Raw genomic sequence first — 19,241 nt, forward strand, 5'->3', positions numbered from 1 at the left:
CACATCCGACATCAATGTGACTGACACATCGCTTTCGCGGGCAAGCCTCGCTCCTACAGGGGCATGTCTATCGGATAATCAAACGTGCGAAAAATTGACCCACAGGTTTACAATCGATGCTCCTGATCAGGAGTATCCCTGTGCTGACTCATCTCGATTCCCAAGGTCGCGCCAATATGGTCGACGTCACTGAAAAAAACGTGACGTTCCGTGAAGCGACGGCCCAAGCGCTGGTGCGCATGCTGCCCGAAACCCTGCAGATGATCGTCAGTGGCGGCCATCCCAAGGGGGACGTATTCGCCGTGGCGCGGATCGCCGGCATCCAGGCGGCGAAGAAAACCAGCGATCTGATTCCTCTGTGCCACCCGTTGATGCTCACCGGCGTCAAGGTCGAACTCAGTGCCGAAGGCGACGACACCGTGCGCATCGTGGCGTGCTGCAAGTTGTCCGGGCAGACCGGCGTCGAAATGGAAGCGCTGACCGCCGCCAGCGTCGCGGCGCTGACCATCTATGACATGTGCAAGGCCGTGGATCGTGGGATGACCATCGAGAGCGTGCGGCTGCTGGAGAAACTCGGCGGCAAGAGCGGCCATTTCCAGGCGGATCTGCCATGAACGTTACTGTGAAGTTTTTCGCCCGTTACCGTGAAGCGCTCGGCGTGGACTCGGTGAAGGTCGAAGGTGATTTCGCCACGGTCGACGATGTGCGCGCGCTGCTCGCTCAACGTGACGGCGCCGAGGTACTGAGCGAGCAAAACCTGATGTGCGCCCGCAACGAAGACCTCTGTCAGCTCGACGAACCGGTGAGTGATGGTGATGAAGTGGCGTTTTTTCCGACCGTGACCGGGGGCTGAGCCATGGCGATTCGCGTGCAGCCCACGCCGTTCGACCCGGGCGCCGAAGTCAACGCCATGCACGCGGCCAATGTGGGCGTCGGTGCGGTGGTGAGTTTTGTCGGCTACGTGCGCGACTTCAATGACGGCCTCGACGTCGCCGGGATGTTTCTGGAGCACTACCCGGGCATGACCGAAAAAGCCTTGGGCAAGATTGCGGTGGAGGCCGAGCAGCGCTGGCCGCTGTTGAAGCTGGAAGTGTTGCACCGCATCGGCGCGCTGGAGCCGGGCGAGCCGATCGTCTTCGTCGGCGCCGCCAGCGCCCACCGTCAGGCGGCATTCGATGCCTGTGCCTTTGTCATGGACTACCTGAAAACCCGCGCGCCGTTCTGGAAGAAAGAAAACACCCGTGATGGGCCGCGTTGGGTGGAAGGGCGTGACAGCGATCATGCGGCGGCAGATCGGTGGAAGCAGTAAGCAATCGATCCGTCTTCAGGGGCTCGATTCTTGAAAACACTGGAAAGTTAATCCGTCCTTAACCGGTTTATCGTTTATTCCTTGTGGCGAGCGAGCTTGCTCGCGTTGGGCTGCGTAGCGGCCCCAAAAATCTGAGTGCTACGCACTCAAGCGGGAGCAAGCTCCCTCGCCACAGGCTTCTCACTGATCCAAGACTCTCGTGAACAGCATTGGCGCCAGAAGGCCGGGTTCAGGGGCGGTTCAAGGCTCTCAAAGATCGGGTCAGCGTGTAGACTTCCGGACAACCGATATCCACGGACACAAAAGGGAAACGCGATGAGCGAGGAAACGATGCGGTTGGGACGTGAACGGCGCTATCTGGTGCTTCTGGGCATCATCTGCCTGGCGCTGATCGGTGGTGCGCTGTACATGCAGGTGGCTCTGGGCGAGGCTCCGTGCCCGCTGTGCATCCTGCAACGCTACGCGCTGTTGCTGATTGCGCTGTTCGCCTTTATCGGCGCAGCGACGCGCACCCGCCGCAGCATCACGCTGTTCGAAGCGTTGGTGGTGATCAGCGCCATTGCGGGCGTCGGGGTGGCCGGGCATCACGTCTATACCCAGTTTTATCCTGCGGTCAGTTGTGGCATCGATGTGCTGCAACCGATCGTCGACGGTTTGCCGCTGGCGAAGATCTTCCCGCTGGGCTTCCAGGTCGATGGCTTCTGCTCTACGCCGTACCCGCCGATCCTCGGCTTGTCCCTGGCACAGTGGGCGCTGCTGGCGTTCGTGCTGATCGTGGTGCTGGTGCCGCTGCTCACTTCGCGTAACCGCAAAGCGCTGCGCTGAGGCTGTTCGCCGTACCGTTGCAGGCAACAAAAAAACGCCCCGGTTCTCGTTGAGAGGCCGGGGCGTTTTGCATATTCGCAAGTCAGGTAAAAAGACCTTGATGCTCGGCAAGGAAGGGTGCGACACGTGTGCGACATGTTGTCACAGCTTGAGTGTCGCAAGGCATTTCAAATCGCCAATTCAGGGTATCGCCTCGCACCAAAAACCGGCTCCCTCAAGCGCTGCCGGTTTCAGCGCTTCTCAGTCGAAACAGGCAGTTTTAACAGGGCCTGGCGAATTGCCGAAGTCCTTGTCACATAGGGGGTAGAGCAAGGTCAAAGGCGAGTGCAGAGCCTTGGAAACTGTCTGAACTTCGTGTGGTAGACCTACATTTTTTGGTGTTTTTGTTGAGAATGGATTTCGATACCATGGCGCACTTTTGCAAAAGCCGTTAATGATTGTTGCTGGATCGGATAAAAATTATTTCGGGATGAGACATGGTTTATGAATCGTTACATATCTACAATCGCCCGCACTGAATTCCCGGCACTGCTCACCCTTACTCAGGTGCATGAGCAGAACTAGGGTGTCGAGAGGCCTGATGGCTTCATGCGACTCCCAGGTGTCGGTGCCTTCCGACGATCCGCACCAAATGGAATTGGTCTGTAACAAGGCCCTTGACCACGAATTCGAATAAGAACTCACCGCAGGCCCAGCAATTGTCGAACAGCGTCTGACGCGCGACGGGCAGGCCCTTATTCAATCCAAGAAAAATGCCAACCCTTGGCAGGGTGAAGTGTTGGCGATCAAAACCCAACTGCATTGCGCAAGCTGCTTTAGAGGTCGTGAGATGAGTAAAAACAGGTACCCCAGACTACTAGGCTTATTGCCGCTGCTCGGCACGTTGTTGCTGGGAGGCTGCAACATGACCTTGCTCGATCCCAAGGGCCAGGTCGGCCTGGATGAGCGAAACCTGATCATCACCGCAACGCTGCTGATGCTGTTGGTCGTCGTGCCGGTCATTTTCATGACCTTCGCGTTCGCCTGGAAATACCGCGCTTCCAACAAGGACGCCGTCTACACGCCCAAATGGTCCCACTCCACCAAGATCGAAATCGCGGTGTGGACTATTCCGGTGCTGATCATCATTGCCCTGGGTTACGTCACCTACAAGTCGACCCACGCGCTTGACCCTTACAAGCCACTGGAATCCGACGTCAAGCCAATCACCATTGAAGTGGTCGCGCTGGACTGGAAGTGGCTGTTCATCTACCCGGAACAAGGCATTGCCACGGTCAACAAGATCGTGTTCCCGGCGCACACCCCGATCAACTTCAAGATCACTTCCGACGCCGTGATGAACTCGTTTTTCATCCCTGCTCTGGGCGGTCAGATCTACGCGATGGCGGGCATGCAGACCAAACTGCACCTGATCGCCAACCAGAACGCTGAAATGGACGGTATCTCCGCCAACTACAGCGGCGCGGGTTTCACCGGCATGAAATTCAAAGCTATCGCCACTTCTCAGGAAGATTTCGACGCCTGGGTAAGCGAAGTCAAAAAGGCACCTAAAAAGCTTGAACAAGCTGAATACGCAGCCCTTGCCAAGCAGAGCCAGAACAACCCAGTCGAGCTCTACTCCTCGGTGACGCCGAACCTGTTCCAGACCATCGTCGACAAGTACGAAGGCATGAAACCGGGTCCGAAAGTGAAGCACGAGAAAGAAGAGAAAGAAGTGGCCGCTACGCAAGGAATGGACATGAACTCGCATTCAGCTGCCGGGGCAGAGGAGTAAACGATGTTTGGTAAATTAAGTTGGGAAGCGGTCCCGTTCCACGAACCGATCGTGATGATAACCATCGCCATGATCGCGCTCGGTGGTCTGGCGCTGTTCGCTGCAATCACCTACTTCAAGAAGTGGACCTATTTGTGGACCGAGTGGTTGACCTCGGTCGACCACAAGAAAATCGGCGTGATGTACATCATCGTCGCCATGGTCATGCTGCTGCGCGGTTTTGCCGACGCCATCATGATGCGTACCCAGTTGGCCATGGCCACCGAGGGTTCGCCTGGCTACCTGCCGCCTGAACACTATGACCAGATCTTCACCGCTCACGGTGTGATCATGATCATTTTCATGGCGATGCCATTCTTCACCGGCCTGATGAACCTTGCAGTGCCGCTGCAGATCGGCGCGCGTGACGTTGCCTACCCGTTCCTGAACTCCCTGAGCTTCTGGCTGCTGGTTTCCGGCGTAGTGCTGATCAACCTGTCCCTGGGCGTTGGCGAATTCGCCAAGACCGGCTGGGTTGCTTATCCGCCGCTGTCGGGCCTGCAATACAGCCCGGGCGTGGGGATGGATTACTACATCTGGGCGTTGCAGCTGTCCGGGCTAGGTACGACGCTGACGGGGGTCAACTTCCTGGCCACCGTGCTGAAAATGCGTACCCCGGGCATGAAGCTGATGGACATGCCGATCTTCACCTGGACCTGCACCTGGGCCAACGTCCTGATCGTGGCTTCGTTCCCGATCCTGACCGCCACCCTGGCACTGCTGACCCTCGACCGTTACATGGATTTCCACATTTTCACCAATGAACTTGGTGGCAATCCAATGATGTACGTCAACCTGTTCTGGGCCTGGGGTCACCCTGAGGTTTACATCCTGATTCTGCCGGCGTTCGGGATCTTCTCCGAAGTCATCTCGACCTTCACCGGCAAGCGTCTGTTCGGCCACCACTCGATGGTCTACGCATCGGGCGCGATCTCGATCCTGGGCTTCATGGTTTGGCTGCACCACTTCTTCACCATGGGTTCGGGTGCCAGCGTCAACGCCTTCTTCGGTCTGGCGACGATGCTGATCTCGATCCCGACGGGGGTGAAGCTATTCAACTGGCTGTTCACCATCTATCAGGGCCGTCTGCGTTTCACCAGCCAAGTGCTGTGGACCCTGGGCTTCATGGTGACCTTCGCCATCGGCGGCATGACCGGCGTACTGCTGGCCATCCCGGGTGCTGACTTTGTTCTGCACAACAGCCTGTTCGTGATCGCGCACTTCCATAACGTGATCATCGGCGGCGCGGTATTCGGCTACATCGCAGGTTTCGCCTTCTACTTCCCGAAAGCGTTCGGCTTCAAGCTGCACGAAGGCTGGGGCAAGGCAGCATTCTGGTTCTGGATCACCGGCTTCTTCGTCGCGTTCATGCCGCTCTATGTGCTGGGCTTCATGGGCATGACCCGTCGTCTGAACGCCACCACCAACCCTGAGTGGGTACCGTACCTGTACGTTGCCATGTTCGGTGCGGTGATGATCGCCTTCGGTATCGCCTGCCAGTTGATCCAGCTGTACGTCAGCGTGCGTGATCGCAACAAGCCAGAGAACATGTGCGAACACGGCGACCCGTGGAATGCCCACACCCTGGAATGGTCGACCTCCTCGCCACCACCGTTCTACAACTTTGCCGTGCTGCCAAAAGCAGAAACCATCGACCCGTTCACCGAAGCCAAGGAAAACGGCACTGCGTACAAGGCTCCGGCCAAGTACGAACCGATCCACATGCCAAACAACACCGCCACCGGTGTGGTCATGGGTGCTCTGTTGACCGTGTTCGGTTTCGCGATGATCTGGCACATCTGGTGGCTGGCCATCGTTAGCCTGGTCGGCACTGTGGGCTACTTCGTGATCCACGCTGCACGCGATGATCAAGGCTATATGGTGCCGGTCGACGTGATCGAGCGCATCGAAGCCGAGCAGCACAAGCGTCTGGTAGCGGCCGGGAAAGTTCCAGCCACCGCCACCCGTGTTGAAACCTCGTTGGAACAGGCTTAAACCATGTCGAACTTAGTGACCAATGCTGGACACACCCATGTCGATGGACATGGGCATGATGACCATCACCACGACTCGGGCGAGATGACCGTATTCGGTTTCTGGCTCTACCTGATGACCGACTGCATCCTGTTTGCGTCGATCTTCGCGGCGTACGCGGTACTGGTTAACAACGTAGCGGGTGGCCCGTCGGGCCACGACATCTTCGAACTGCCATATGTACTGGGCGAAACCGCTCTGCTGCTGTTCAGTTCGATCACCTACGGCTTCGCCATGCTGGCGTTGTTCAAGGGCAAGAAGAACCAGGTCCTGGGCTGGTTGGCCATGACCTTCCTGTTCGGCGCCGGCTTCATCGGCATGGAGATCAACGAGTTCCATATGCTGATCTCCGAGGGCTTCGGTCCTAGCCGCAGCGGTTTCCTGTCCGGGTTCTTCACCCTGGTCGGCACCCACGGTCTGCACGTGACCAGCGGTCTGATCTGGATGGCGATCATGATGTACCAGGTGCAGAAAAACGGCCTGACGGCGACCAACAAGACCCGTCTGAGCTGCCTGAGCCTGTTCTGGCACTTCCTGGACGTGGTGTGGATCTGCGTATTCACCGTTGTTTATCTGATGGGGACTATGTAAATGGCTAACGCTCATTCCCACGATAGCCACGACGCCGGCCACGGCAGCGTCAAGTCTTATGCTATCGGTTTCATCCTGTCGGTGATCCTGACCGTCATTCCTTTCGGCCTGGTGATGTACCCGTCGCTGCCGAAAGCCCTGACCCTGTGGATCGTACTGGCCTTCGCAGTCATCCAGGTGCTGGTGCACCTGGTGTACTTCCTCCACCTGGACCGTTCGGCGGCGCAGCGTAACAACGTCATTGCGTTTGTTTTCGCCGCGATCGTGATCGTCCTGTTGGTAGGCCTGTCGCTGTGGATCATGTTCAGCATCCACACCAACATGATGGCGAAGTGAGGTAAATCCGCATGTCCCTCAAGCACTTTATCCAAATCACCAAACCGGGGATCATTTTCGGTAACGTGCTTTCTGTGGCAGGCGGATTTTTCCTGGCCTCCAAAGGGCATGTCGATCTGGCCATCTTCCTGGCTGCGATGATCGGCACGTCCCTGGTGGTCGCTTCCGGTTGCGTGTTCAACAACTGCATCGACCGCGACATCGACCTGAAGATGGAACGCACCAAGAACCGAGTGCTGGTCCAGGGCTTGATCTCCCTGAAACTGGCCCTGGCTTATGCGACCGTCCTCGGCGTTGCCGGCGTTGCGCTGCTGTACAAGGTGGCCAACCCGTTGGCCGCGTTGTTCGCGGTGATCGGTTTTGTCATCTACGTCGGTTTCTACAGCCTGTACCTCAAGCGCAAGTCGGTTCACGGCACGCTGGTGGGCAGTTTGTCGGGGGCGATGCCGCCGGTGATTGGCTACGTGGCTGTGACAAACAGCTTCGACATGGCCGCACTGACGCTGCTGGTGATGTTCAGCCTGTGGCAGATGCCGCATTCCTACGCCATCGCAATCTTCCGCTTCAACGATTATTTGGCCGCATCGATTCCGGTGTTGCCGGTGAAGCGCGGAATTGAAGTGGCCAAGAAGCACATCCTGCTCTACATCCTGGCGTTCCTCGTGGCGACCTTGATGCTGACCTTCAGCGGCTACGCCGGCATGAGCTACCTCGCCGTCGCCGCGGCTATGGGCATGTACTGGTTGTACATGGCCTGGACCGGCTACAAGGCAGTGGATGACACGGTCTGGGCACGCAAGCTGTTCGTGTTCTCGATCTTCACCATTACCGCGTTGAGCGTGATGATGTCGCTGGATTTTAAAGTGCCGAGTGAGCTGTTGCTGACTTACGCGCCTTAAGCGTCGGATGCTGTAAAGAAAAGCCCCGCCCTTCGAGAGAATGGCGGGGCTTTTTATTGGGTTCTTTTTGACGGACCGTGTCGTCCCTATCGCGAGCAGGCTCGGGTCGGTGTTGTCACCACTTTTGTGCTCGACGCTGAACCCCTGTGGGAGCGAGCCTGCTCGCGATGGCCGCGCCGCGGTGCATCAGAAAAAAGTTAATCAGGCGAACAGGCAATAAAAATCCCCGCTCTGATGGCGGGGATTTTATGTGCAGCGTTTAGCGTTACTGCGCGGCGATGCTGTAGCCGTCGAACGCGGTTTGTTGTTGAAGCGCGGTGATGATGTTCTTGCGGTTGACCGCTTGTTCGGCCCCGGCGTTGTCCAGGAACGTCTCGCTTTCCAGTTCCGCTTCTTCGCCTTCGCCGACGAAAGTGAAGCCCAGGAATTCCAGCGCTTCACGGTCAACGTTCAGGCGCGAGCGCGGGGTGCGCAGGGGCAGGGTGACGCTGATGCCGTCCTTGCTGATGGTGAACACTTCGACGTCTTTCTTGGCGCGAGCCGCTTTGCTCTTGCCGCTGCTCGGGTTGCTGATGGCCTGGTGAGTCTGGTTCAGTACCTTCAGCGCCAGGCCGTAGACGATTTCCTGGAACGCCGGGTCGTCCTTGAAGCTGGACAGAATGCGGCTGATCGGGAATTTGCTGCTCAGGTCTTCCAGGGCGGCAATATCGGCCGCTTCGGCGTCTTTCAATTGCTTGAGTTCGCCCATCAATTCATAGGCTTTATCGTCGTCGAAGCTGTCATGAGCCTGGCGAATCGCGGCGCGCAGCTCGCGGATCTGGTCGCTTTCCCGGGTGGATTGAAAAGCATCCAGAACCATCTCGCTGATGGTCTTGGCCTGAGGCACGTGTTGTGAAAGATTGATGGAGTTTTCGTATTCCGCTTTGGACGACAAGGTGACTACGGATTCAGCGGTATTGGAATCGGACATTGAAATTTCACTACTTCTTTAACTTGGATTGAGGCGAGAAAGCACGAAGCCTTTTCAGGCCGCCTAATCTATTGGACCGAGGCTGCGTTGTCACGGATGAACAGGCGGCTGGTCAGCATTTTTGGCGAGGGACTTTTAACCGGCAGCCATTTTGGGGCGTTGCGCCTGAAGCTCCAGCAACAGCCGATAAAGTTTCAGCGACCGTCCGCAGATCAATCCATAGACAAACCCCGACGCCGAAGCCTTGAGCAGCAACACCTCAAGCGTAGCGGCCTGTTCCGGATGCACGTCGTCCTGATAGCCGAAGTAAAAATTTACGGCAAAAAACAGCTGGTAGAACACCAGCGTCTTCCAGCTGCCAGGCACGATCAACCCGGTTTCCGGATCATCCAGCTCCACGCCCTTGCGTGAAACAAACACCAGCGCCGCGAGGTTGCCCAGCAGAAACGTGACCAACCAGCAACCCACCGAGAGCTGAGGGTTTAGCGTGAGGTTCAATGAAAACAGGGACCATGCCAGCAAGGCCGGCGGAGTGACAAGCAATGCGGCTTTGCTTTCATGGGTCGGATAAAGCGCTTTGACCCCGAAGTAACACAACACCAAAAAAATCACGTAAACCCACAGCGGGATGTTTTGCAGGGTGATGAGCATTGCGCAGCGTTCCTTGCCGAAAAATGAGGACCGGGATAATAGCCGCTGCTATGGCCAAGTCTGTCGACTATTTCCTCATTGCGTTCGGATTCGTCGACCGACCGGCCCATTGCTCGGCGGTCTGCTCATCCACCGGTAACGAGAAGCGAAAGGTCGCGCCGCGTCCGGGAATATCTATCAGATGGATCTCGCGACCGTGCAATTGCAGGATCCGGTGCACGATCCGCAGCCCCAATCCGCCATCGCGCCGTGCGCCGCCAATGTTGAACGGACGCAGGAACAGACCTTCGCGCAGTTCGGGAGCGATTCCCGGGCCGGTATCGCTGATTGTCACTTCGATAAAAGGTCCTTGTGGGCGCAGGCTGAGTTCGATTTCTCCACCTTGGGGCGTATGGCGCAGCGCATTGTCGAACAGGTTGGTCAGCACCCGCTCGATCAACCCAAGATCTGCGCAGGCCGCCGAGACGTTGGGGGCGAAGGTGGCCTTGAGTTCGATCTGGCGCGCTTCGGCGCTGAGTTCGAATTTCTGAAAGATGTCCTGCACCAGATCGGTCAGCGAAAACCGCTCCAGCACCGGTTGCACGAAACCGTGTTCAAGCCGCACCAGTTCCAGCAGCGATTGCGCCAGGCCACCGACCTTGCGGCTTTGATCCAGGGCGATCCCCAGATAACGACGGCGATCGGCGGGGGACAATGTGGCGTCCTTGAGCGACAAAGTTTCCAGGTAACCATGCAGTGAGGCCAGCGGTGTGCGCAGGTCGTGGGAGATGTTGGCCACCAGTTCGCGACGCTCCTGATCCTGACGGGTCAGCGATCGCCATTGTTCGCCGAGGCGCGCTTGCATCTGCCGGAAGGCGGCGTCGAGTACGGCAATTTCATCGTGGCTGGCGGTTTTCTCTACCGGCTCTGGCTCGGGCGAGGCGGGTGGCGCCGACGGAACACCGTTGATATCGAACTGACTGACTTTTTCGGTCAAGCGGCGCAATGGCCGGGTGATCAGGCCAAATGCCGTGAGGCCGGCAATCAGGCACAGCAACGCCACCAGCCCAATGGACAACAACGCTGTATTGAGCGCTGCGCTGGTGGCGCCGCGTTCGGCGAAGCGATCGTGCTCCTCGCTGAGCAACACCACATAGAGATAACCGGCCGGTTGACCGTTGACCCGCAATGGCGCGGCGCTGAACACCTTGCGGCCATCGACGCTGCGCGGATCGTCGCCGAGAATCGGCAGGGCCTCGCCTTTGAGCAAACGCTGGATCGGCGCCAGATCGACCCGCTCCCGGCGTATTCGACCTTCGGGCGCGGCGCTGCCGACAATCCGGCCTCCGGTGTCCAGCAGATAGACCTCGACACTGGGATTGACCAGCATCAACTGGCTGAACAATTCGCGCACGGCATTGGGCATCGGGCCATTGCGGTCCATCAGTACGGTGTCGTGGGCAATGTGTTGCGCCAGATCCCGCGACAAGCCTTGCACCACTTCCAGTTCATGCATCTGATTGGAGCGCACCTGCATCCATGCCGAGGTACCGCAGCACACCAGCAGCAGCACGGCGAACACCAGGGACAGGCGTTGAGTCAGGGTCAGCCTCATGGCTGCTCTCCGCTTACTGCGAACTTGTATCCACGGCCCCACACCGTGAGGATGCGCGCCGGTTGCGCCGGATCGGCCTCGATCTTGGCCCGCAGGCGGTTGATGTGGGTGTTGACCGTGTGCTCGTAGCCTTCATGGCTGTAGCCCCACACCGCGTTGAGCAGGTCCATGCGCGAGAAGACCTTTCCGGGCTGGCGGACGAAGAAGTACAGCAGGTCGAATTCCCGTGGCGTGAGGTCAAGCCGCCGGCCGTCGAGGGAGACTTCACGGGTAATCGGGTCGATGGACAGGCCATCGCTGATCAGGCTGCCGGCATCCATTTTCAGGTTGCGGGCCATGGCGTCGACCCGTCGCAGCAATGCCTTGACCCGCGCCACCAGTTCGAGCATGGAAAAGGGTTTGGCCAGGTAATCGTCGGCACCCAGTTCCAGCCCCAGAATCCGATGCATTTCACTGGAGCGCGCACTGGTGATGATGATCGGTGTGTAGCGGGCCATGGCCCGGGCGCGGCGACAGATTTCCAGGCCGTCGACGCCGGGTAGCATCAGGTCGAGGATCAGTGCGTCCCAGCTTCCTTGCTGCAGCAGTCGCATGCCCTCATCGCCGTCGGCGCAGTGCACCACCTCGAACTGCTCATCGCGCAGATGCAGGCAGATGAGGTCGGCGATATGCAGGTCGTCCTCGACCACCAGGACGCGTTTGGTCTGTTCCATGGAGCTCAATCCTTTGTGACGCAATGAACACATTGTGCGGGTTTTCCTGAGGTTGAGTTATCACGAATTATTTAACTCCTCGTGAGGATTTGGCGATCAACTCAAGCCTAGGCTGTGTTCCATGCAAGGCATCTGGAATTTTGGAGAAGGCCCATGTTTTCACGGCGACAGTTTCTTGTAGCGAGCGGCGGGCTGGGGGCTGCAGCCCTGGTGGTCGGTGTATTGCCAAAATTTTCCGCAAGCGTCGCGCTGATCGATGAGGCCCGCGCGGCAGAGGTTTTCGAGGTGACCCACAGCGATAGCGAATGGCGCGCCAAGCTCAGCGCCGAGCAGTACGAGGTCCTGCGTGAAGAGGGCACCGAGCGGGCCTACAGCAGCCCGCTGAACAACGAGCATCGGGAGGGCATTTTTGCCTGCGCCGGTTGTGATCTGCCGTTGTTTTCTTCCGACACCAAGTTCGACAGCCGCACTGGATGGCCGAGCTTCTGGGCGCCACTGGACAACGCGGTGGCCACCCGTCGGGACCGTTCCTTCGGCGTGCTGCGCGAAGAGGTTCATTGCCGTCGTTGCGGCGGTCACTTGGGTCATGTTTTCGAAGACGGGCCAAAGCCCACTGGTCTGCGTTACTGCATGAACGGTCTGGCACTGACCTTCAAGCCGCAGGCGTAATCCATGGGCACTTCCTTTCACTCACTTCATGCAGGTCGACGTTATGTGGCTTCTGGTCCTCGCTTATCTCGGTGGTGTGCTGACGATCGTCAGCCCGTGCATTCTGCCGGTATTGCCCTTTGTCTTCGCTCGCACCGGGCAGCCGTTTATGAAGAGTGGCTTGCCGCTGCTGGCGGGGATGGCGCTGACCTTCGCGCTCGTCGCCTCGTTGGCGGCGGTGGGCGGCGGTTGGGTGGTGCAAGTCAATCAGTACGGTCGCTGGCTCGCGTTGCTGTTCGTTGCGCTGTTCGGGCTGACGCTGTTGCTGCCCCGGCTGGCCGAGCGTCTGACGCGTCCATTGGTGGCGGCCGGAGGTCGGCTGTCGGAGGCCGCGGGCGCCGATACCCGGCCACGGCCCGGTGCGTCGTTGCTGATCGGCGTCGCCACGGGACTGCTCTGGGCACCCTGCGCCGGGCCGATTCTGGGCCTGCTGTTGACTGGCGCGGCGCTGCAAGGGGCAAATGTCGCCACCACCCTGTTGCTACTGGCTTACGCGGCCGGTGCCGCCACCTCTCTCGCCGCGGCACTGCTGCTGGGCGGTAAAGTCTTCGCCGCGATGAAGCGTTCGATAGGCGCAGGCGAGTGGCTGCGTCGAGGCTTGGGAGTCGCGATGCTGGCTGGTGTGGTGGCGATCGCCTTGGGGTTGGATACAGGGATTCTGGCGCGGGTTTCGACAGCCTCCACCGGCGGCATCGAACAGGCGTTGGTAAGTCGACTGGCTGGTAAGTTGCCTACCGACAGTGGGGCGATGATGTCGCAGATTCCACGGGGCGGCGATCAACCCACCGGCAGCATGAAAATGACCGCCAAGATACCGGGCGAACTGCCGATTGAAGGCAACCTTCCATCGCTGGACGGCGCTGTGCAATGGCTCAATTCACCCCCTCTCACCGCCCAGTCCTTGAAGGGCAAGGTTGTGCTGGTGGATTTCTGGACTTACTCCTGCATCAACTGCCTGCGCACCCTGCCGTACGTAAAGGCCTGGGCCGAGAAGTATCGTGATCAGGGCTTGGTGGTGATCGGCGTCCATACGCCCGAGTTTGCCTTCGAACGTGATGCAGGCAACGTCACCAAAGCCATGAAAGACCTGGGCATCACTTATCCGGTGGCAATCGATAACGACTATAAGGTCTGGCGTGCTTTCAACAACCAATACTGGCCAGCCCACTATTTTGCCGATGCTCAAGGGCGCATTCGTTATCACCACTTTGGTGAAGGCAAATATGCCGAATCGGAGCGAGTGATTCAGCAACTGCTGCGTGAGGCGGGCGCCGCGAAGGTCGCGGACGGGCTGATCAATGCTCGTGCCGAGGGTGTCCAGCTCGCCCCGGACATGAGTGAAGTGCAATCGCCGGAAACCTATGTCGGCTACCGACGGGCGGAGCATTTCGTTGCTGAAACCGATCTGGCGCCAGACAAGGTGGCGGCCTATAGCCCGCCGTCACAATTGGCCCTCAATAACTGGAGCCTGGAGGGTCAATGGACTGTCGGTCCGGAGCGGGCCATTTCAAACGCACCGGCCAGTCGTATCGTCTACCGCTTCCACGCTCGCGATCTGCATCTGGTATTGGGCCCCGGCGCTGACGGCAAACCGGTGCGTTTCAAAGTGTTGATTGACGGCAAGCCCCCAGGTGATGCCCACGGTGTCGACGTTGCGCCTGATGGCAGCGGCAGCGTCACCGAGCAGCGTTTGTATCAACTGGTTCGCCAGACCGCAGGCGTAACGGACCGGACATTCAGCATTGAGTTTCTCGATCCGGGTGTATCGGCGTATGCATTTACCTTTGGTTGATAGCCGTTTGGTTGATAGCTCCATTCACTGAGGAGACAGCCCATGAAAACCCAATTTAACTGGCGTCGCACCTTGCTGGGTCTGGCCGCCGCCAGTGTTATCGGTCAGTGCTCCGCGTTCTCTTTCGGGGCCGCCGAAGAGGCGGTCATCATCCCTGCGCCAACGCTCGACGAGATTACCCAGGCGCACAGAGAAACGGCGGTCTTTGCGGGCGGTTGCTTCTGGGGCGTCCAAGGGGTATTTCAACACGTCAAAGGAGTGAAGAATGCCGTTTCCGGTTACGCTGGCGGCGCCGCTGACACCGCTCAGTACGAGCGGGTCAGCAATGGCGATACCGGTCATGCGGAGGCCGTCGAAGTCACATTCGATCCGGCTCAAGTCAGTTATGGCAGTTTGTTGCAGATCTATTTTTCGGTGGCCCACAATCCCACCGAACTAAACCGTCAGGGTCCGGACCGCGGCACCCAGTATCGATCGGCCCTTTTCCTGAAAAGCGCTGAACAGCAACGCGTCGCCCAGGCCTATATCGCGCAACTCGACGCCGCCCATTCGTTCAATAAACCCATCGTCACCAAACTGGAAACCTACAACGGCTTTTACCCGGCGGAGGAGGAGCATCAGGACTTCCTCACGGAGCACCCGACGTACCCTTACATCGTGATCAATGACCTGCCAAAGGTGGCGCAGTTGAAGCAGCTGTATCCGGATCGATATCAGGAGACGCCGGTATTGGTTAAAGCAGGCATGTAGGCAAGATCACCCCGAAATCACATTCTTGCCCGCAATCTTCGACCGATACAGCGCCTGATCGGCCCTGGCCAGGAGCCCTGTCTGTTGTTCTTCTTCAAAGCGTTGCACCACGCCAAAACTCATGGTCACTTGGAAGTCCCCAACCGGCAGCAGGCTCGACAGGCCATGGCGGATTCTTCCAGCGAGTGCCCTGGCGTCGGCCAACGAAGTATTGGGCAGGATCATGATGAACTCGTCGCCACCCCAGCGCGCTAACAGGTCGCCTTCGCGCACGCAGTGCTTCACGCTCTCGATTACCTGCACCAACGCCGCATCACCCAAGGCGTGGCCGTAGTGATCGTTGATGTTTTTGAAGTCATCGATGTCCATGGCGATCAGCGACAGGGGGTGGCGAAAGCGTTGGGCGCGATCGCATTCCTGGGGCAGGGCCTTTTCCAGTCGATAGCGATTGGCGATGGAAGTCAGCACATCGGTTTCCGCCAGTTTGCGATTTTCTTCGAGTTGAATCTGCAACTGCTGATTGACCCGAGACAACTCCCGGGTGCGTTCTTCGACGATGGCTTCGAGGGATTGATTGCGCCGTTCCATTTCTTCGAACAGGCGTTTCTTGTCTTCGATACTGCGGTGCGCGCCGACCATTCGTGCCACCGAGCCGTCGGCATTACGTGCCAGCACATAGCCGCGATCTTCGATCCAGGTATAAGTGCCATCCCGCATGCGGCAGCGATACTCGGCTTGATAACCGGGTGCGCGCTGATTCAGGTAGTCATCAAACAGCGCCATGACCTGTGAATAATCGTCGGGATGGATCACGTTTTCCCAGGTCAGCACGTTGTTATCCAGGGAATGAGGCGGATAGCCGAGCATCTCGTACCACCCGGGGTTGCGATAGACGAACCCGGTGTTGGCGTTCCAGTCCCAGATGCCATCGCTGACCAGTTCCAGGATGGTGTGCAGCATGTCTTCGTTAAAATCTGACAGATTGAACTTCAACGGCTCGATATTCGATGCCTCACCCATCATCGGTCTCCCTGCCGAACTGATATCAACGTGACTCGCCAGTCGGGGAGATTAGTTCATGGGGTATTGCCTCGGCTAGTGCTTGCCCCACCTCTGCAGCGCAAAGTCGACGAAGCTGCGCAATTTCGGCAAACGGTAGCGGTCCTGAGCGTACACCAGGTTCATCGGTCGACTCGGCAGTTGGTAGTCCTGCATCAAGGCCACCAGTTTTCCGTCGTGAAGGTCCTGTTCTACCAACGCATCGGGCACCATCACGATGCCCATCCCGGTTCGCGCCGCTTGATGCAGCCCCGCCGAGCTGTTGATCAGCATCGGTCCGCTGACCTCTACCATGACTTCGCCTTCGGGTCCTCTCAGGCGCCATTGTTTTGCTACCGAGTGCCAGTCATCTCCGGCCGGGTAGGCGAAGGCCAGGCAGTCATGGTGTTGCAGGTCGGTAGGTTTTTCCGGAGTGCCTCGGCGCGCCAGGTAGTCCTTCGAAGCGCACAGGGTCATCGTGTAGTCGATGAGCGGGCGGGCGATCATGTTGGACATCTCGGTAGTGCCCAAGCGAATAGCCACATCGAAACCGTTGTCGAGCAGATCCAGGCGTTGGTTGGTCAAAACGACGTCGAGTTTGACTTGCGGACAACGCAGGGCGAATTCGCTCAAGGCCGGCGCCAGCCGTTCGGTGCCAAAGGTCAGCGGCGCGGTGATGCGCAGGGTGCCGCTCGGCTCGTCGAGGGTCTGTTCGGCCAGGCGTTCGGAATCGGCCACCAGCCCCAATACCTCGAGACAACGTTGATAGTACGTCGTGCCGAATTCCGTCAGCCGCTGGCGTCGTGTCGTACGGTTGAGCAGGCGCACGCCCAGGCGTTGCTCCAGGGCCCGAAGGTGATTGCCGACCATGGTCGTCGACATTTCGCACTGCAAAGCGGCGGCGGTCATGCTGCCGGCTTCCACCACTCTTACGTAAACGGTCATTGCCTGGAACAAATCCATTATCAAGCTCAGCTTTAAAATTATTGAAGTGTTGCAGTGTTTATCCAGCTCAGGTGGCTAACCATACTGCAAAAACACCGACTATTAATGGAGTTTGATGTCATGACCGCCGCCTGCCTGATGAGCACCTACCAACCCTTGGCCCTGAGTTTCAGCAAAGGCCTGGGCACGCGCTTGTGGGATCAGTCCGGTCGCGAATATCTGGATGCGGTGGCGGGTGTGGCGGTGACCAACGTCGGCCATTCCCATCCTCGAATTGTGGCAGCCATCAGCGAGCAGGCCGGGCTGTTGTTGCACACCTCCAACCTGTACAGCATCGACTGGCAACAGCGGCTGGCGCAGAAACTGGTTCGGCTTTCCGGCATGGATCGGGTGTTCTTCAATAACTCTGGCGCCGAAGCCAACGAAACCGCGCTGAAACTCGCGCGGCTTTACGGCTGGCACAAAGGCATCGAGCAGCCGCTGGTGGTGGTCATGGAAAACGCCTTTCACGGTCGTACTCTTGGCACCTTGTCCGCCAGTGACGGCCCGGCGGTGCGCCTGGGGTTTAACGAATTGCCGGGGGACTTCATTAAAGTGCCATTCGGCGACCTCGCGGCGCTGGAGGCGGTGCATCAAGCCCACGGCTCGCGCATCGTGGCGATCCTGATGGAGCCGATTCAGGGCGAAAGCGGTGTGCAAATGGCTCCGCCCGGTTATCTCAAAGCAGTGCGCGAACTGTGCAACCGGCGCACCTGGCTGCTGATGCTCGACGAAATCCAGACTGGCATCGGCCGCACTGGCCAGTGGTTTGCGTTCCAGCACGAAGGCATCATCCCGGACGTCATGAGTCTGGCCAAAGGCTTGGGCAACGGCATCCCTATTGGTGCCTGCCTGGCCCGGGGCAAAGCAGCCGACCTGTTCACCCCCGGCAGCCACGGCAGCACGTTCGGCGGTAATCCGCTGGCATGCCGAGTGGGGTGCACCGTGCTGGAGATCATTGAGGAACAAGGCCTGCTGGAAAACGCCAAACTGCAGGGTGAACGCTTGCTCGCCAGATTGCGCATCGAATTGGCCGATGACCCCAACGTCCTGGCGATTCGCGGCCAGGGTTTGATGATCGGCATCGAACTCAAACAACCGATTCGCGACCTGACCCTGATTGCAGCCCGCGATCATGGGCTGCTGATCAACGTGACACGGGGCAAAACCATTCGCCTGCTGCCACCGCTGACGATTGATGAGCGGGAAGTGGAGATGATTGTCAGAGGAGTTGGTCGGGCGGTGAGCGTAGCCTGACCTTTCTTGGATGAATGCATTCCCCTGTAGGAGTAGCCTTCGGAAGCTCCTACAGAATCGGTGTCTGCGTCAGTGGAATCAGGAACGATCAGTCGATTTGTTGCATCGTACTGACGAAAGCCGTGACTTCATCCCGATTCATCAGTTGAAGTTTCGAACGTCTAAACCCTTTGAACAAACGCTGATGCGCGGCAAATCCACTGGACTCTTCACGAGTACGATAGCTGCTCGCCCATTCCAGTAACGCTATCAGTAACTCGTCATGCTCATCGCGCTTCGCCTCTCGCTGGCGAATATGGTTGACGCAGTCTTCATCTTCCAGACACAGCCAGATCAGCGCTGTCGCTTGCTGCACAAGTTCACTGATCATCCAGTCGTAAACACCCTCGATAACCCAGCGCTCTCCACTCGCCGCCACTCGCGCCATTCCCAGTGCTTCGGCGCGGGGACGAGCGATGCTGTGTTCATCGGATGCCCAGTGAATCAGGTCGAGATCGGTCCAGGGCGCTTGCAAGTGCTCAGCCAGTTGTTTGGCCAGCCAACTCTTGCCCGAGCCGGAGTTGCCGATGATCAGGGTTCGGGTGAGGTTCATGGTGTGCGGGTAATGATTGCTCATGGCAACTCGGGCAAAGTCAGTCAGCCGTTTCGGAAATTTCAGGCGCAATCATCCGCGTCTTCGGTGATCCATCCGCATTGAATTGATAAATATCCTGCGGCTGGCCTTTTTCATTGAAGAACACTTGGCCGATTCCTGCTGAGTTCCAAAGTCGCTCGCCGGCTTCGGCGTGTTCGGGGATGTGCGGAACAATGCGCATGCGCCGGCGCTTGGTCAGCCAGTTGAGGGGCGAGCGGGGCGAGTAGAGCCAACGGTTGAGGCGGTCGAACCATTCGAGCAGGGCGGGCGGGAATTCGTTTTTTATCCCGCTGCTGGTGATTTGCCAGATTTGTGGGCCGGCCTTGCGGTGTCGGATCAATAC

The 19,241-nt window shown here is 58.5% G+C and carries 21 protein-coding genes (1 of these 21 only partly in view); 13 read left to right on the top strand and 8 right to left on the bottom strand.

What is annotated here, in order from left to right; translation table 11 throughout:
- The first annotated feature begins 140 nt into the window (after positions 1-140).
- From moaC to cyoE, 9 genes are all read left to right on the top strand, one after another.
- The gene (gene moaC / locus AB7M22_RS01295; RefSeq protein ID WP_454184978.1) at positions 141-614 is read left to right on the top strand and encodes a cyclic pyranopterin monophosphate synthase MoaC; all 474 of its coding nucleotides are present in this window, start codon (positions 141-143) and stop codon (positions 612-614) included.
- Positions 611-853, top strand: a complete 243-nt coding sequence (gene moaD / locus AB7M22_RS01300; RefSeq protein WP_008010586.1) for a molybdopterin converting factor subunit 1 — start codon at positions 611-613, stop codon at positions 851-853. Before moaC ends, moaD begins: the two co-directional genes overlap by 4 nt.
- 3 nt (positions 854-856) lie before the next feature.
- Positions 857-1,309, top strand: a complete 453-nt coding sequence (gene moaE / locus AB7M22_RS01305; RefSeq protein ID WP_454184979.1) for a molybdopterin synthase catalytic subunit MoaE — start codon at positions 857-859, stop codon at positions 1,307-1,309.
- A 315-nt stretch (positions 1,310-1,624) separates the two neighbouring features.
- Positions 1,625-2,134 (top strand): disulfide bond formation protein B, encoded by a 510-nt coding sequence (locus tag AB7M22_RS01310; protein ID WP_032835574.1) that lies wholly within the window; start codon positions 1,625-1,627, stop codon positions 2,132-2,134.
- An 829-nt stretch (positions 2,135-2,963) separates the two neighbouring features.
- Positions 2,964-3,908 (top strand): ubiquinol oxidase subunit II, encoded by a 945-nt coding sequence (gene cyoA / locus AB7M22_RS01315; protein ID WP_008010578.1) that lies wholly within the window; start codon positions 2,964-2,966, stop codon positions 3,906-3,908.
- 3 nt (positions 3,909-3,911) lie between these two features.
- Complete coding sequence (gene cyoB / locus AB7M22_RS01320; protein WP_008010575.1) at positions 3,912-5,942, top strand: cytochrome o ubiquinol oxidase subunit I; 2,031 nt, start codon at positions 3,912-3,914, stop codon at positions 5,940-5,942.
- Between the two features lie 3 nt (positions 5,943-5,945).
- Positions 5,946-6,572 carry a cytochrome o ubiquinol oxidase subunit III gene (locus tag AB7M22_RS01325; protein WP_008010573.1) on the top strand — a complete coding sequence of 209 codons (627 nt, stop codon included), beginning with the start codon at positions 5,946-5,948 and terminating at the stop codon, positions 6,570-6,572.
- Positions 6,573-6,908, top strand: a complete 336-nt coding sequence (gene cyoD / locus AB7M22_RS01330; protein WP_008010572.1) for a cytochrome o ubiquinol oxidase subunit IV — start codon at positions 6,573-6,575, stop codon at positions 6,906-6,908. It begins immediately after the preceding gene.
- 11 nt (positions 6,909-6,919) lie between these two features.
- On the top strand, positions 6,920-7,807 hold the full coding sequence (cyoE, locus tag AB7M22_RS01335; protein ID WP_454184980.1) for a heme o synthase: 888 nt from the start codon (positions 6,920-6,922) through the stop codon (positions 7,805-7,807).
- Between the two features lie 265 nt (positions 7,808-8,072).
- On the opposite strand, the gene AB7M22_RS01340 is transcribed toward cyoE, so the two are convergent.
- The 4 genes from AB7M22_RS01340 to AB7M22_RS01355 form a co-directional block, all read right to left on the bottom strand.
- A complete protein-coding gene (locus tag AB7M22_RS01340; RefSeq protein WP_007896422.1) occupies positions 8,073-8,777 on the bottom strand; it encodes a hypothetical protein in 705 nt (234 codons plus the stop codon).
- Between the two features lie 135 nt (positions 8,778-8,912).
- Positions 8,913-9,428 carry a hypothetical protein gene (locus AB7M22_RS01345; protein WP_454184981.1) on the bottom strand — a complete coding sequence of 172 codons (516 nt, stop codon included), beginning with the start codon at positions 9,426-9,428 and terminating at the stop codon, positions 8,913-8,915.
- 67 nt (positions 9,429-9,495) lie between these two features.
- Positions 9,496-11,022 carry a sensor histidine kinase gene (locus AB7M22_RS01350; protein WP_454184982.1) on the bottom strand — a complete coding sequence of 509 codons (1,527 nt, stop codon included), beginning with the start codon at positions 11,020-11,022 and terminating at the stop codon, positions 9,496-9,498.
- Positions 11,019-11,735 (bottom strand): response regulator transcription factor, encoded by a 717-nt coding sequence (locus AB7M22_RS01355; RefSeq protein ID WP_454184983.1) that lies wholly within the window; start codon positions 11,733-11,735, stop codon positions 11,019-11,021. The genes AB7M22_RS01350 and AB7M22_RS01355 overlap by 4 nt, the downstream gene beginning before the upstream one ends.
- A 153-nt stretch (positions 11,736-11,888) precedes the next feature.
- On the opposite strand from AB7M22_RS01355, the gene msrB reads away from it, so the two are divergent.
- The 3 genes from msrB to msrA are packed head-to-tail and all read left to right on the top strand — an operon-like array spanning position 11,889 to position 14,985.
- Positions 11,889-12,404: a peptide-methionine (R)-S-oxide reductase MsrB gene (msrB, locus tag AB7M22_RS01360; RefSeq protein WP_454184984.1), complete on the top strand. Its 516-nt coding sequence runs from the start codon at positions 11,889-11,891 to the stop codon at positions 12,402-12,404.
- 43 nt (positions 12,405-12,447) lie between these two features.
- Positions 12,448-14,235, top strand: coding sequence for a cytochrome c biogenesis protein DipZ (locus tag AB7M22_RS01365; RefSeq protein ID WP_454184985.1), 1,788 nt, complete (start codon positions 12,448-12,450; stop codon positions 14,233-14,235).
- A gap of 42 nt (positions 14,236-14,277) precedes the next feature.
- Positions 14,278-14,985: a peptide-methionine (S)-S-oxide reductase MsrA gene (msrA, locus tag AB7M22_RS01370; protein ID WP_454184986.1), complete on the top strand. Its 708-nt coding sequence runs from the start codon at positions 14,278-14,280 to the stop codon at positions 14,983-14,985.
- Positions 14,986-14,991: 6 nt separating this feature from the next.
- Here the strand turns inward: msrA and AB7M22_RS01375 are convergent, their stop codons facing one another.
- Together AB7M22_RS01375 and AB7M22_RS01380 are read right to left on the bottom strand one after the other, a co-directional pair.
- Positions 14,992-16,005 carry a sensor domain-containing diguanylate cyclase gene (locus AB7M22_RS01375; protein ID WP_454184987.1) on the bottom strand — a complete coding sequence of 338 codons (1,014 nt, stop codon included), beginning with the start codon at positions 16,003-16,005 and terminating at the stop codon, positions 14,992-14,994.
- Positions 16,006-16,080: 75 nt separating this feature from the next.
- On the bottom strand, positions 16,081-16,986 hold the full coding sequence (locus tag AB7M22_RS01380) for a LysR family transcriptional regulator (RefSeq protein ID WP_008010525.1): 906 nt from the start codon (positions 16,984-16,986) through the stop codon (positions 16,081-16,083).
- A 102-nt stretch (positions 16,987-17,088) separates the two neighbouring features.
- Between AB7M22_RS01380 and AB7M22_RS01385 the strand changes: the two genes are divergently transcribed.
- Positions 17,089-18,264, top strand: a complete 1,176-nt coding sequence (locus AB7M22_RS01385; RefSeq protein ID WP_454184988.1) for an acetylornithine/succinylornithine family transaminase — start codon at positions 17,089-17,091, stop codon at positions 18,262-18,264.
- Positions 18,265-18,352: 88 nt separating this feature from the next.
- Here AB7M22_RS01385 and AB7M22_RS01390 read toward each other — a convergent pair whose 3' ends face one another.
- Both AB7M22_RS01390 and AB7M22_RS01395 read right to left on the bottom strand, forming a co-directional pair.
- Positions 18,353-18,880 carry an adenylate kinase gene (locus tag AB7M22_RS01390; RefSeq protein ID WP_454184989.1) on the bottom strand — a complete coding sequence of 176 codons (528 nt, stop codon included), beginning with the start codon at positions 18,878-18,880 and terminating at the stop codon, positions 18,353-18,355.
- Positions 18,881-18,896: 16 nt separating this feature from the next.
- Positions 18,897-19,241, bottom strand: partial view of an alkaline phosphatase D family protein gene (locus tag AB7M22_RS01395; RefSeq protein WP_454184990.1) — the 3' portion only. Its footprint extends 1,593 nt past the window's final position; only the last 345 of its 1,938 coding nucleotides appear in the window; its start codon lies beyond the right edge, outside the window; its stop codon occupies positions 18,897-18,899.

This window comes from Pseudomonas sp. ADAK2 TE3594, assembly GCF_053628675.1.